This is a genomic window from Streptomyces sp. NPDC093260, from assembly GCF_040683715.1.
In the GTDB taxonomy this organism is placed as follows: domain Bacteria; phylum Actinomycetota; class Actinomycetes; order Streptomycetales; family Streptomycetaceae; genus Streptomyces; species Streptomyces sennicomposti.
This window is the reverse complement of the sequence record NZ_JBFBEK010000004.1, coordinates 231134-244874: the sequence shown is the minus strand read 5'-3', so window position 1 is coordinate 244874 and position 13741 is coordinate 231134. Positions and strand designations below refer to the sequence as shown.

The following is a 13741-nucleotide window of genomic DNA, read 5'->3' as shown; positions in this document are numbered from 1 at the left end:
GGTGTCCGCGCCGTAGGCGGGCGCGGCGAGCCCGCTCACGGCGGCGACGGCGAGCGCGGCCCCGGTCACGGCCCCGGCCGTGGTGCGGACGGTACGTCGCATCGGTGCTCCCTGAAGCTCGGCGGACGGGACGCGACCCGCGGCACCCGCATGTGCCGCCGTCGCCGCGCCCTGCCCTTCCGAGGTAAGAGGCACCGGGGCCGGCCCGCTTCCTGAGTGAGCGTCAGAAATGCGGTGAACGGGTGCCGAAACGCCGGGCCCGGGGTGCGCGGAGGCGGACGTTTGGGCAGGTCAGCGCGATGCTCCTGACGAGCCGTCGGAAACTACCCGAAGGGCGCAGGGCGCGGGTGTGAACGGGTGACCGGACCGGCCGGCGGCCGGCCCGCGGGGCCGGGACTTGACCTCGATATAACTTGAGGTACCAGTCTCTCCCGCATGGACACCACGACGGGCGCCCCCGCCCCCCTGAAGGTCACCCTCATCGTCGGCAGCAACCGCCACGGCCGCTTCGGCCCCGTGGTCGCCGACTGGCTCCTCGCCCGCCTGCGCGACCACGACGGCATCGCCGCGCAGGTGGTGGACGTGGCCGACACGGCCGCCCTGCCGACCACCCTGGAACGCGGCCCGCGGACGGCGGCGGCGCTCGCGGACATCACGCCGAAGCTCGCGTCGGCGGACGCGTTCGTCGTCCTCACCCCCGAGTACAACCACTCCTACCCGGCCGGCCTGAAGAACCTGATCGACTGGCACTTCACCGAGTGGCAGGCCAAGCCCGTCGCCCTCGTCTCCTACGGCGGCCTGGCGGGCGGCCTGCGCGCGGTGGAACACCTGCGCCAGGTCTTCGCCGAACTCCACGCGGTCACCGTCCGCGACACGGTCTCCTTCCACAACGCCGGCGCCTCCTTCGACGACACCGGCCGCCCGAAAGACCGGTCGGCGCCCGACGCGGCCGCCAAGTCGATGCTGGACCAGCTGACTTGGTGGGGGCACGCACTGCGGGACGCCAGGGACCGGCGGCCGTACGGGAGTTGACGTGCGGACGCCGCCGGCGACTGGCTCCCGCCGTCGTCCGTGGTACGGGACCAGCTCGTCTGTTCCGGGCTGGTCGGGCTGTGCGAGCCCGTACGGCGGGAGTTCCTGCGAGCCGTCGGCGGCAGGCCCGCGTACTACGAGGCGGACACGCTGCTCCGGGAGACCTTTCCGTACTGCCCGATGCGGGACTTCGCCTGGGAGGACGCGGCCGATCTCCAGCAGGCGCTCGCCGATCGTGGCCGGCACCAGTGCGCGAGCCCTGTCGATCTGCTGGTGGCCGTCACCGCCGGGCAGCACACGATGACCGTGCTCCACGAGGACGGTGACTTCGAGACCATCGCCCGTGTGACGGGGCAACCGGTGCGCCGCGTTCTCGCCGGGTCACGACGGCTGCCACGTCCGGCGGGCGTTCCCGTCGAACCCACCCTCACCCCGCCCCCGCCAACGCCCGCTGCACCCCGTGCTCCCTCGGGCCGAGGAACTGCGGGTTCGGGCGGAAGACCGCGTCCAGGGCCGCCTTGCCGGCCGCGAACACCTCGCGGGTGCCGCCGTAGTACCAGGTGACGTCGTGCACCGCGTCCACGCCGACGCCGTAGGAGTCGACGCCGGCCGCGTCGCACAGGGCCACCGCGCGGCGGATGTGGAAGCCCTGGCTCACCAGGACCGCCCGGTCCACCCCGAAGACCTTCTTCGCCCGCACGCACGAGTCCCAGGTGTCGAAGCCGGCGTAGTCGCTGACGATCCGCGCCCCGGGGACGCCGTGCTCCGTCAGGTACGCGCGCATGGCGTCCGGCTCGTCGTAGTCCGTGCGGCTGTTGTCGCCGGTCACCAGGACCACCTTGATCCGGCCCTCGCGGTACAGCGTCACCGCCGCGTCCAGGCGGTGCGCCAGGTACGGCGACGGTTCGCCGCCGTGCCACAGGCCCGCGCCGAAGACGATCGCGACGTCCGTGCGCGGCGCGTCCGCCGTGGTGCGCAGGCGGTCCCCGGTGGACACGTACAGCCACGTCGCAGGCAGCAGCGCCAGCACGCACACCGCCATCACGGCCTGCACCAGCCGCCGCCGGCCGGCCCGGGTGCGCGGCAGCCGCGGCCGAAGGCGCGCCAGACGGCCCGACGGACGGCCCGACGGAGCGTCTGCCGAGCGGTCCGGCGGGCCGACCGGCGGGTGGTCCGTCGGGGTTGCCGCCGGAGGGTCCGTCGGGCTGCCTGCGGCACTGCCGGTCGGTCGGCGCATGGGTCGGTCCCCTCCTCGGGCGGCCCGGACGGGCCTCGACCAGGGAAGACGCGACCCGGGGCAGACCGGTTCACGCCCTGTGTACCACCCTGGGAACAGCACCGCCTCCCGTCCGTACGCCCCGCCCAGCCCCGCCTCACACCGCCCCGCCGCGCCCCGTGAACCCCCCGCAAACACCCGTCACCGCCGTGCAACGGCGAGGCAACCCGGCCCGGCGACGATGGCCGCATGACGCCGCTCACCCGCACCCCGCACGACCCGCCCGCCCTGGTCCTCGTGGCGCACGGCAGCCGTGACCCACGCGCGCGGGTGGCCGTCGACGCCCTCATGGAACGCGTCCGGCGGCTGCGCCCCGCCCTGCCCGTCCGCCTCGGGCACATCGAACTGAACGAGCCGCTGCTCTCCGACACCCTGGCCCGGCTCAAGCCCGCAGGAACCGCCGGAACCGCCACCGGGGCCGAGGCGCGTACCGCCGCCGTGCTCGTGCCCCTGCTGTTCAGCCCCGGCCACCACGTCAAGCACGACGTCCCCGAGACGGCGGCGAGCGCACCGGTACGCGCGCGCGTGGCCGCGCCCCTCGGCCCGCACCCGCTGCTGGTGGACGCCCTGTGCGCCCGGCTGGGCGAGGCGGGCTGGCGTACGCCGTCCGACGAGGCGACCCGCCGCGTGAGCGCCGTCGTGCTCGCCGCCGCCGGGTCGCACGACCCCGACTCGGCCGCCGGCACCCGCCGTACCGCCCGGCTCCTGGCCGAGCGGGTCGGCGTACCGGTCGTCCCCGCCTACGCCTCCGCCACCGCGCCCACCGTCGAGGCCGCCGTACGCGCCCTCGCCGGGCGAGGCCGGCACCGCGTCGCCGTCGCCTCCTGCTTCACCGCCCCCGGCCGCTTCGCCACCGAGTGCGCCGAGGCCGCCCCCTGGATCGCCGCCGCCCCCCTCGGGGACCACCCCGCCCTGGCCCGCCTCGTCCTGCACCGCTACGACCAGGCACTCGGCCACGACCAGGCACTCGGCCGGGACGACGCGCTCCTCCCCGGCCACCCGCTCACCGCCCGCCCACCCCGCACCCTCACCCCGGCGGCCTGAGCCCCCACCCGACCCGGGGACTCCTCGCCGGCACCCCCCGCTCCGACCGCCCCCACCCCGCCGGAAACCTCCCCTCCGTATCCCGATCGTCACCGCCTGCCCTTACTGTCGAGGCATGGAAGGGATCGCCCCCGGGGCACGTGAGGCAACCGAGGCAGCAGGGCCGTACGAGAACCAGCTCCCGCCCGACGGCTACGAGACGTCGGCCGTCGAGCGCTGGGCCGCCGAGCCGGACAAGCGGCCGGGACGCACGGCGTTCCAGCGCGACCGCGCGCGCGTGCTGCACTCCGCCGCCCTGAGGCGCCTGGCCGGCAAGACGCAGGTCGTCACGCCGGGCACCCGCAGCCTGGCCTGGGACCCGAGCCCCCGCACCCGCCTCACCCACTCCCTGGAGTGCGCGCAGGTGGGCCGCGAGCTGGGCGCCGCCCTCGGCTGCGACCCCGACCTCGTGGAGGCGGCCTGCCTCTCCCACGACCTCGGCCACCCGCCCTTCGGGCACAACGGCGAACAGGCGCTGAACGAGTTCGCGGCCGACTGCGGCGGCTTCGAGGGCAACGCCCAGTCGCTGCGCCTGCTCACCCGCATCGAACCCAAGCGGTTCGTGCCCGACCCCGTCTCCGGCGCCCTGGTCAGCGTCGGCCTCAACCTCACCCGCGCCGCCCTGGACGCCGCCACGAAGTACCCGTGGCCGCGCGGCGCCCACCCCGCCGACCCGGCCTCGCCCAAGTTCGGCGTCTACGAGGACGACCGGCCGGTCTTCGACTGGCTGCGCAAGGACGCGCCCGGCACGCGCACGTGCTTCGAGGCGCAGGTCATGGACTGGGCCGACGACGTGGCGTACTCGGTGCACGACGTGGAGGACGGCCTGCACGCCGGCCACATCGACCCGAACTGCCTGCACGCCGAGCCCGAGCGGCAGGCGGTCTTCGAGGTCGCCGTCGGCCGCTACGTCCCGGCGGACACCGACCCCGCCGAGCTGGCCGAGGCCCTGGACCGCCTGCTGGCCCAGGAGTGGTGGCCGCACGGGTACGACGGCACGGCCGTCGCGCAGGCCCGCCTCAAGGACGCCACCAGCCAGCTCATCGGCCGCTTCTGCCTGGCCGCCGAGGGCGCGACGCGGCAGGCGTTCGGCAGCGGGCGGCTGACGCGGTACGGCGCGGAGCTGGTCGTCCCCAGAAGCACCCGGCTGGAGTGCGCCGTCCTCAAGGCGGTCGCCGACCGGTACGTGATGCAGCGCGCCGAGCAGGAGCGGCTGCGCGCCGACCAGCGGATCGTGGTCGCCGAGCTGGCCGAGGCCCTCACCGCGCGCGCCCCCGAGGCCCTGGAACCGCAGTTCAGGGCCCTGTTCGCGGAGGCCGCCGACGACCGCGCCCGCAAGCGCGTCGTCGTCGACCAGATCGCCTCCCTGACCGACGCCTCCGCCCGCTCGCTGCACGCGAGGCTGACGGGGCGGACGGGGCCGGAGGAACGCATATGACGCCGGCGGCGCGCCCGCCGGCACCCGTGGGACGGGAGTGACCCGAGGGACCGCGGCCGGCCCCCGGCGTGACCCTCCGTGGCCTGATCGGGCCACTCCCTCTTCCCGCATCACGCTGCGTGCGGGACGCTCGCATGTGGCGGCACCGACAGTGTTCTCTGGGGACGCCCCCAGACCCCTGGCAGGAGGCATCAAGTGGTCGACGCGGATCAGACGTTCGTCATCGTCGGAGGAGGCCTGGCCGGCGCGAAGGCGGCCGAGACCCTGCGCGCGGAGGGTTTCAGCGGCCGCGTCATCCTCATCTGCGACGAGCGCGACCACCCCTACGAACGGCCGCCGCTGTCCAAGGGCTACCTCCTCGGCAAGGAGGAGCGCGACACCGTCTTCGTGCACGAACCGGCGTGGTACGCGCGCAACGACGTGGAACTCCACCTCGGCCAGACCGTGGACGCCATCGACCGCGAGGCGAAGACCGTCCACTACGGCGACGACGGCACCCATGTGCGCTACGACAAGCTGCTGCTGGCCACCGGCGCCGAGCCGCGCCGCCTGGACATCCCCGGCACCGACCTCGCCGGCGTCCACCACCTGCGCCGCCTCGCCCACGCCGAGCGGCTCAAGGGAGTCCTCGCCCACCTCGGCCGGGACAACGGCCACCTGGTGATCGCCGGGGCCGGCTGGATCGGCCTGGAGGTCGCGGCGGCGGCCCGCGAGTACGGCGCGGAGGTCACGGTCGTCGAGCCGTCCGCCACCCCGCTGCACCACGTGCTGGGCCCCGAGCTGGGCCAGCTCTTCACCGAGCTGCACAGCGCGCGCGGCGTCCGCTTCCACTTCGGGGCCCGGCTGACCGAGATCGTCGGGCAGGACGGCGTGGTGCTGGCCGCCCGTACCGACGACGGCGAGGAGCACCCCTGCCACGACGTGCTCGCCGCGATCGGCGCCGCCCCGCGCGTGGCGCTGGCCGAGGCGGCCGGCCTGGAGCTGGCCGACCGGGCGCACGGCGGCGGCATCGCGGTGGACGAACGGCTGCGCACCTCCGACCCCGACATCCACGCCGCCGGCGACGTGGCCGCCTTCCCGCACGGCCTGTTCGGCACCCGGCTGCGGGTGGAGCACTGGGCCAACGCGCTGGGCGGCGGCCCGGCCGCGGCCCGCGCGATGCTCGGCCGGGACGTCGTGTACGACCGGGTGCCGTACTTCTTCTCCGACCAGTACGACCTGGGCATGGAGTACAGCGGCTGGGCGCCGCCGGGGTCGTACGACGAGGTGGTGATCCGGGGCGACGCCGCCAAGCGCGAGTTCGTCGCGTTCTGGGTGAAGGAGGGCCGGGTGCTGGCCGGGATGAACGTCAACGTGTGGGACGTCACGGACCCGATCCAGCGGCTGATCCGCTCCCGGGCCCGGATCGACTCGGACGCCCTGGCCGACCCGCACGTGCCGCTGGACACGCTGGCCGCGTGACCGCACGGCGGCGGCCGCCCCGGGGACTCCCCGGGGGCGCCCTCACGCCCGCGGTCGCCACCGTGCGGCTCAGGACTGTCCGAGCGTCCCCGTAGAATTCACCCGTGGCAGGACGGATCAACGACGAGGACGTGAAGGCGGTACGGGACGCGGTCCCGATCGACGCCGTCGTCTCGGAGTACCTCCAGCTGCGCAACGCGGGCGGCGGCAACCTCAAGGGGCTGTGCCCGTTCCACGACGAGAAGTCGCCGTCCTTCCAGGTCAGCCCGAGCAAGGGACTCTTCCACTGCTTCGGCTGCCAGGAGGGCGGCGACACCATCACGTTCGTGATGAAGATCGACCACCTCTCCTTCTCGGAGGCGGTCGAGCGCCTGGCCGCCCAGGCCGGCATCACCCTGCGGTACGAGGAGGGCGGCTACAACCCCGCCCACCAGCGCGGCGAGCGCATCCGCCTGGTCGAGGCGCACAAGCTGGCCGCCGAGTGGTACGCCGAACAGCTCGCCTCCTCCGCCGAGGCGGAGGCCGGGCGCGTCTTCCTCGCCGAGCGGGGCTTCGACCAGGCCGCGGCCCTCCACTTCGGCGTCGGCTACAGCCCGCAGGGCTGGGACCACCTCACCCGCTTCCTGCGCGGCAAGGGCTTCACCGACAAGGAACTGGTCCTCTCCGGCCTCGCCCAAGAGGGCCGCCGCGGCCCCATCGACCGCTTCCGCGGCCGCCTGATGTGGCCCATCCGCGACATCGGCGGCGAGGTCGTCGGCTTCGGCGCCCGCAAGCTCTACGAGGCGGACAACGGCCCGAAGTACCTCAACACCCCCGAGACCCCGATCTACAAGAAGTCCCAGGTGCTCTACGGCATCGACCTGGCCAAGAAGGAGATCGCCAAGGTCTCCCGCGCGGTCGTGGTCGAGGGCTACACCGACGTCATGGCCTGCCACCTGGCCGGTGTCACCACCGCCATCGCCACCTGCGGCACCGCCTTCGGCGGCGAGCACATCAAGATCCTGCGCCGGCTCCTCATGGACAACGGCTCGGCCCGGGTGATCTTCACCTTCGACGGCGACGCGGCCGGCCAGAAGGCGGCCCTGCGCGCCTTCGAGGACGACCAGAAGTTCGCCGCCGAGACCTACATCGCCATCGCCCCCGACGGCATGGACCCCTGTGACCTGCGTCTGGCCAAGGGCGACGACGCCGTCGCCGACCTGGCCGAACCGCGCACCCCGCTGTTCGAGTTCGCGCTGCGCCAGATCGTCGCCCGCTACGACCTGGACACCCCGGGCGGCCGCGCCGCCGCCCTGGACGAGGCCGCGCCGGTCGTCGCCCGGATCAAGAACAGCGGCGCCCAGCACGAGGTCGCCGTCCAGCTGGCCGGGCTGCTCGGCATCCTGGACACCCAGTTCGTGGTCAAGCGGGTGGCGCAGCTGGCCCGGTGGGCGCGCGAGCGCGGGGGCCGCGGCCCCGCACCGGACCGGCAGCAGCGCGGCGGCCCCCGCCAGGAGTACGCCGCCTCCGCCACCGGGCCCGCCGTCCGCGGCCCCGCCCTCAACCTGCGCAACCCCGTCTACGCCACCGAGCGCGAACTGCTGAAGCTCGCCCTGCAACGCCCCGAGCTGGTCTCCCCGGCCTTCGACGCGTACGGCGTGGACGAGTTCACCGCGCCGCCCTACGCCGCCGTGCGCCAGGCCATCCTGGACGCGGGCGGCGCCGAGTACGGCACCGCCGACCCGCAGGAGTACCTGGTCCGGGTCCGCGAGGCCGCTCCCGACGACACGGTCCGCGCGATGGTCACCGAGCTGGCCGTCGAGGCGATCCTGCTGCGCCGCGAGGTCGACGAGGCCTACGCCGGCGCCCAGCTCGTCACCGTCCGCCGCCGCGCGGTCGAGCGCCGTATCCGCGACCTCAGCAGCACCGTGGCCCGCCTCGGCACCGGTGGCGACCCGGCCCAACTCGCCGCCGCGCAGAACGAGTTGTGGATCCTCCAGCAGTACGACCAAGCCCTGCGGGAGCGCGGCGCCGCCGCCCTGTGACCGCGCTCCGGGCGCCCGCCCGGGAGGACGCGCCGAGGCCCCGTGCCCGACGGTGGTGACCGCCCCGTCACGGACCGAACGCAAAAAGTCACCGCACGCCCCTCGTGGCGGCGATGTGTCGTACCCCACACTGGGTCCGGTGCCTGAGTCCTCGGAGCGCGGCCGGTCCGTCACCCACGGGCCCCCTTCCCCTCCCGGCTGTGCTCATCGCGTACGGGACGGACCGGGGCGACAGTGCCGGCTCCGCCCCCCGAGCAGCGCTGCCGGACAGCTGAGCAGCGATCATCCTGGAGGTCGCCCCCCGTGCAGACCCAGACCCTCACCTCCGTCGACAGCACCACCGGCCGTGGGACGGCGGTGGCCGTGCCCCCGCAGGACCGGGCCGCGCACCACCCCAAGACGCAGCCGGCCGCCGAGCCGGAGGAACCGCCGGCCGCCGAGCCGGCCCCGGAGCCGCTCGACGCGTCCGACGCACCCGAGGGGCCCGGCGAACCCGAGAGCCTCGACGCACCCGAAGCCCTCGACGCTCCCGACCCCCTCGACGCCGAGCCGACCCCCGACCCGCTCGACGCCGGGCCGTCTCCCGCCGCGCCCGCCCGCACCGAGTCCGGCGGCCCCTCCGCCGACCTGTTCCGGCAGTACCTGCGCGAGATCGGGCGGATACCGCTGCTCACCGCCGCCGAGGAGGTCGAACTCGCCCGGCGGGTGGAGGCCGGCCTGTTCGCCGAGGAGAAGCTGAGCAGCACCCCCGACCTCGACAGCCGCCTGGCCGGTGATCTGGACCGCCTCGTCGTCCTGGGCCGGGTCGCCAAGCGCCGCCTCATCGAGGCCAACCTGCGCCTGGTGGTGTCGGTGGCGAAACGGTACGTCGGCCGCGGCCTCACCATGCTCGACCTGGTCCAGGAGGGGAACCTGGGGCTGATCCGGGCCGTGGAGAAGTTCGACTACGCCCGCGGCTACAAGTTCTCCACCTACGCCACCTGGTGGATCCGCCAGGCCATGTCCCGGGCGCTGGCCGACCAGGCCCGCACCATCCGCGTCCCCGTACACGTCGTGGAACTCATCAACCGCGTGGTGCGGGTGCAGCGCCGGATGCTCCAGGAGCGCGGCTACGAGCCGACCCCCGCCGAGGTCGCCGCCCAGCTCGACCTCACGCCCGACCGGGTCGGCGAGGTGCTGCGGCTGGCCCAGGAACCGGTGTCCCTGCACGCCCCGGTCGGCGAGGAGGACGACGTCGCCCTCGGCGACCTCATCGAGGACGGCGACGCCGCCTCCCCGGTGGAGTCGGCGGCGTTCCTGCTGCTGCGCGAGCACCTGGAGGCCGTGCTGTCCACGCTGGGGGAGCGCGAGCGCAAGGTCGTGCAGCTGCGCTACGGACTGATGGACGGCCGGCCGCGCACCCTGGAGGAGATCGGCCGCATCTTCGGCGTCACCCGCGAACGCATCCGGCAGATCGAGTCCAAGACCCTCAGCAAGCTCCGCGACCACGCCTTCGCCGACCAGCTCCGCGGCTACCTCGACTGAACGGGCCGCACGGGACCGGACCAGCCGCACGGCACCGGACCGGGCCGGACGAGAGCGGACCGGCAGGACGCCGCCGGACGGGAGAGGGGGCCGCCCACCGGACGGCCCCCTCCTCACTCCGGCCGGCCCCGAGGACCGGCCGCCGCCCTCAGTCCACCTCCGCGACCGCCTGCGCGAACTGCGCCTGGTACAGGCGGGCGTAGGCCCCGCCCGCCGTCAGAAGCTCGGTGTGCGCGCCCTGTTCGACGATCGAGCCGTTCTCCATCACGAGGATCGTGTCCGCGTCCCGGATCGTGGAGAGCCGGTGCGCGATGACGAACGACGTACGCCCGTGCTGGAGTTTGGCCATCGCCTTCTGGATCAGCACCTCGGTGCGGGTGTCCACCGAGCTGGTCGCCTCGTCCAGGACCAGGATCACCGGGTCGGACAGGAACGCCCGCGCTATCGTGATCAGCTGCTTCTCACCGGCGCTGACCCCGGTGCCCTCGTCGTCGATGACGGTGTCGTAGCCGTCGGGCAGCGTGCGGACGAACCGGTCCACGTGCGCGGCCCGCGCCGCCTCCTCGATCTCCCCGCGCGTCACCTCGCGCGCGGCGCCGTAGGCGATGTTCTCCGCGATGGTGCCGCCGAACAGCCAGGTGTCCTGGAGCACCATGCCGATGGCCGAGCGCAGCTCGTCGCGCGACATCCGGGCGATGTCCACGCCGTCCAGCGTGATCCGCCCGCCGGTCACCTCGTAGAACCGCATCAGCAGGTTCACCAGCGTGGTCTTGCCCGCGCCGGTCGGGCCGACGATCGCGACCGTCTGACCCGGTTCCACCGTGAGCGACAGGTCCTCGATGAGCGGCTTGTCCTCCACGTAGCGGAACGACACGTGCTCCAGGGCGACCCGCCCGCGCAGTTCCTCCGGCCGCACGCCCGGCACCGGGTCCGCCTCCTGCTCCTCCGCGTCCAGGAGTTCGAAGATCCGCTCGGCCGAGGCGACGCCCGACTGCACCAGGTTCGCCATCGAGGCGACCTGCGTCAGCGGCATCGAGAACTGCCGCGAGTACTGGATGAAGGCCTGCACGTCGCCGATGGACAGCGAGCCCGAGGCGACCCTGAGACCGCCGACGACCGCCACCAGCACATAGTTCAGGTTGGAGACGAACATCATCAGCGGCTGCATGACGCCGCTGTTGAACTGCGCCTTGAACCCGGCCTCGTACAGCGCCTGGTTCTGCTCGGCGAACTGCTGCGCCGACTCCTCCTGCCGGCCGAACACCTTCACCAGGGCGTGCCCGGTGTACATCTCCTCGATGTGCGCGTTCAGCTTGCCGGTGGAGCTCCACTGCTGCACGAAGTGCGGCTGGCTGCGCTTGCCGACGCGGGTGGCGACGACGAACGACAGCGGCACCGTCACCAGCGCGACCAGCGCGAGGATCCAGGAGACGTAGAACATCATCACCAGCACGCCGATGATGGTCAGCACCGAGTTGATGAGCTGGCCCATCGACTGCTGGAGGGTCTGGCCGATGTTGTCGATGTCGTTGGTGGCGCGCGAGAGCACCTCGCCGCGCTGGCGCTTGTCGAAGTAGGACAGCGGCAGCCGGGACAGCTTGGTCTGCACGTCCTCGCGCATCCGGAACATCGTCCGGTTCACCGACCGGTTCACCAGCCGCGTCGCCACCGCCATCAGCAGCCCGGCCACCATGAACGTGCCGAGAGCCAGCAGCAGCACCCGGCCCACCGCGTCGAAGTCGATGCCCTGGCCGGGCGTGAAGTCGGTGCTCTTCAGCATGTCGGCGATCGAGCCCCGGCCGTGCTCCCGCATGTTCTGGAGCACCTGGTCCTTGGTGGCCCCGGCCGGCATCTGCCGGCCGATGATCCCCGCGAACACCAGGTCGGTGGCCTTGCCGAGGATCTTCGGCCCCACGACGCTCAGGGTGACGCTGATCACCACGCACAGCACCAGCGCGTACATGGTGACCCGTTCGGGCTTGAACTGCGCGAGCAGCCGCTTGCCCGACTCCTTGAAGTTCATCGAGCGGCTGTTCGGGCCGCCCCCGGCCATCATCCGCCCCATGGGCCCGGCCATCAGGCGGCCTCCGCTTCCGTCAGCTGGGAGAGCACGATCTCCCGGTACGTCTCGTTGTCCGCCATCAGCTCGCGGTGGCGGCCCGCGCCGACGACCCGGCCGCCGTCCAGGACGACGATCCGGTCCGCGTCGCGGATGGTCGCCACCCGCTGGGCGACGATGACGACGGTCGCCTCCGCGGTCTCCTCGGCCAGCGCCGCGCGCAGGGCGGCGTCGGTGGCGTAGTCGAGCGCGGAGAAGGAGTCGTCGAAGAGGTAGATCTCCGGGCGCTGCACCAGCGTGCGGGCGATCGCCAGGCGCTGGCGCTGACCGCCGGAGACATTGGTGCCGCCCTGCGCGATCGGCGCGTTCAGACCGCCCTCCAGCTTGGCCACGAAGTCCTTGGCCTGCGCCACCTCCAGCGCGTGCCACAGCTCCTCGTCGGTGGCGTCCGGGTTGCCGTAGCGCAGGTTCGTGGCGACGGTCCCGGCGAACAGGTACGGCTTCTGCGGCACCATGCCGACCGTCCTGGCCAGCAGCTTCGGGTCCACGGTGCGCACGTCCACCCCGTCGACCAGGACCTCGCCGTCCGTCGCGTCGAACAGACGCGGCACCAGGCCGAGCAGCGTGGACTTGCCGCTGCCGGTGGAGCCGATGACCGCGGTCACCTCGCCGGGCCGGGCCACCAGGTCGACGGACCTGAGCACCGGCTCCTCGGCGCCCGGGTAGCGGAAGCCGGCCTGACGCAGCTCCAGATGACCGTGGCTGCGCAGTTCTCGCACGGGCGCGAGCGGCGGGACGACGCTCGACTCGGTGTCCAGCACCTCCTGGATGCGCTCGGCGCACACCTCCGCGCGCGGCACCATCATGAACATGAAGGTGGCCATCATCACGGACATCACGATCTGCATCAGATAGGCGAGGAACGCCGTCAGGTCGCCGATCTGCATGCCGCCGCTGTCGATGCGGTGCGCGCCGAACCACACCACCGCGATGGACGACAGGTTCACCACCGTCATCACCATCGGGAACATCAGCGCCAGCAGCCGCCCGGTGGCCAGCTGCATCTCGGTCAGGTCGGTGTTCGCCTTGCGGAAGCGGTCGTTCTCGTACTCGTCGCGGACGAAGGCGCGGATGACGCGGTTGCCGGTGATCTGCTCGCGCAGCACCCGGTTCACCGTGTCCAGCCGGGTCTGCATCGACCGGAACAGCGGGCGCAGCCGGCGCACGATCAGCGTCACGCAGATGGCCAGCACCGGCACGACCGCGACCAGCACCCCGGACAGCGGCACGTCCAGACCGAGCGCCAGCACGACACCGCCCACGCACATGATGGGCGCCGACACCATCAGGGTGAACGTCATCAGCGCCAGCATCTGCACCTGCTGGACGTCGTTGGTCGTACGGGTGATGAGCGAGGGCGCGCCGAAGTGGCCGACCTCACGCGCCGAGAAGGACTGCACGCGGTCGAAGACGGCGCCCCGGATGTCGCGGCCGAGCGACGAGGCGGTCTTGGCGCCGTAGTAGACGGCGCCGATGTTGCACACCACCTGCGCCAGCGAGATGGCGATCATCACGGCGCCGAACGTGAGGATGTAGCCGGTGTCGCCCTTCACCACGCCCTTGTCGATGATGTGGGCGTTCAGCGTCGGCAGGTAGAGGGTGGCGCAGGTCTGCAGGAACTGCAGCAGCACCAGCAGGGATATCGGTTTCTTGTAGGGCCTGAGGTAGGTCCGCAGGAGTCTTAGGAGCACGCTGGGTCTCTCGGAGTCGGCGATCGGGGCGGCGGGGTGTCGTCCGTCCCCTGGCCCCTATCGTCGGACACTCCACCCGCGTTACCTCAACTG

At 73.1% G+C, this 13741-nt stretch carries 9 protein-coding genes; 6 read left to right on the top strand and 3 right to left on the bottom strand.

Annotated elements, in window-relative coordinates; all coding sequences use genetic code 11:
- Window positions 1-435: 435 nt before the first annotated feature.
- Window positions 436-1032, top strand: coding sequence for an NAD(P)H-dependent oxidoreductase (locus AB0N63_RS07210; protein WP_365525283.1), 597 nt, complete (start codon window positions 436-438; stop codon window positions 1030-1032).
- A gap of 427 nt (window positions 1033-1459) precedes the next feature.
- Here AB0N63_RS07210 and AB0N63_RS07205 read toward each other — a convergent pair whose 3' ends face one another.
- Window positions 1460-2074 (bottom strand): ElyC/SanA/YdcF family protein, encoded by a 615-nt coding sequence (locus tag AB0N63_RS07205; RefSeq protein WP_365525672.1) that lies wholly within the window; start codon window positions 2072-2074, stop codon window positions 1460-1462.
- A gap of 423 nt (window positions 2075-2497) precedes the next feature.
- Between AB0N63_RS07205 and AB0N63_RS07200 the strand changes: the two genes are divergently transcribed.
- The 5 genes from AB0N63_RS07200 (at window position 2498) to AB0N63_RS07180 (ending at window position 9838) form a co-directional block, all read left to right on the top strand.
- Window positions 2498-3352, top strand: coding sequence for a sirohydrochlorin chelatase (locus AB0N63_RS07200; RefSeq protein ID WP_365525280.1), 855 nt, complete (start codon window positions 2498-2500; stop codon window positions 3350-3352).
- Window positions 3353-3467: 115 nt separating this feature from the next.
- Window positions 3468-4829, top strand: coding sequence for a deoxyguanosinetriphosphate triphosphohydrolase (locus AB0N63_RS07195; protein ID WP_365525278.1), 1362 nt, complete (start codon window positions 3468-3470; stop codon window positions 4827-4829).
- Window positions 4830-5024: 195 nt separating this feature from the next.
- Complete coding sequence (locus tag AB0N63_RS07190) at window positions 5025-6290, top strand: FAD-dependent oxidoreductase (protein WP_365525275.1); 1266 nt, start codon at window positions 5025-5027, stop codon at window positions 6288-6290.
- 104 nt (window positions 6291-6394) lie between these two features.
- The gene (dnaG, locus tag AB0N63_RS07185; protein WP_365525272.1) at window positions 6395-8314 is read left to right on the top strand and encodes a DNA primase; all 1920 of its coding nucleotides are present in this window, start codon (window positions 6395-6397) and stop codon (window positions 8312-8314) included.
- Between the two features lie 303 nt (window positions 8315-8617).
- Entirely contained in the window at window positions 8618-9838 is a 1221-nt protein-coding gene (locus AB0N63_RS07180; protein WP_365525270.1) for an RNA polymerase sigma factor, read from the top strand.
- Between the two features lie 148 nt (window positions 9839-9986).
- Here the strand turns inward: AB0N63_RS07180 and AB0N63_RS07175 are convergent, their stop codons facing one another.
- Both AB0N63_RS07175 and AB0N63_RS07170 read right to left on the bottom strand, forming a co-directional pair.
- Window positions 9987-11915: an ABC transporter ATP-binding protein gene (locus AB0N63_RS07175; RefSeq protein WP_365525267.1), complete on the bottom strand. Its 1929-nt coding sequence runs from the start codon at window positions 11913-11915 to the stop codon at window positions 9987-9989.
- Window positions 11915-13648 (bottom strand): ABC transporter ATP-binding protein, encoded by a 1734-nt coding sequence (locus AB0N63_RS07170; protein WP_365525265.1) that lies wholly within the window; start codon window positions 13646-13648, stop codon window positions 11915-11917. Before AB0N63_RS07170 ends, AB0N63_RS07175 begins: the two co-directional genes overlap by 1 nt.
- Window positions 13649-13741 lie beyond the last annotated feature (93 nt).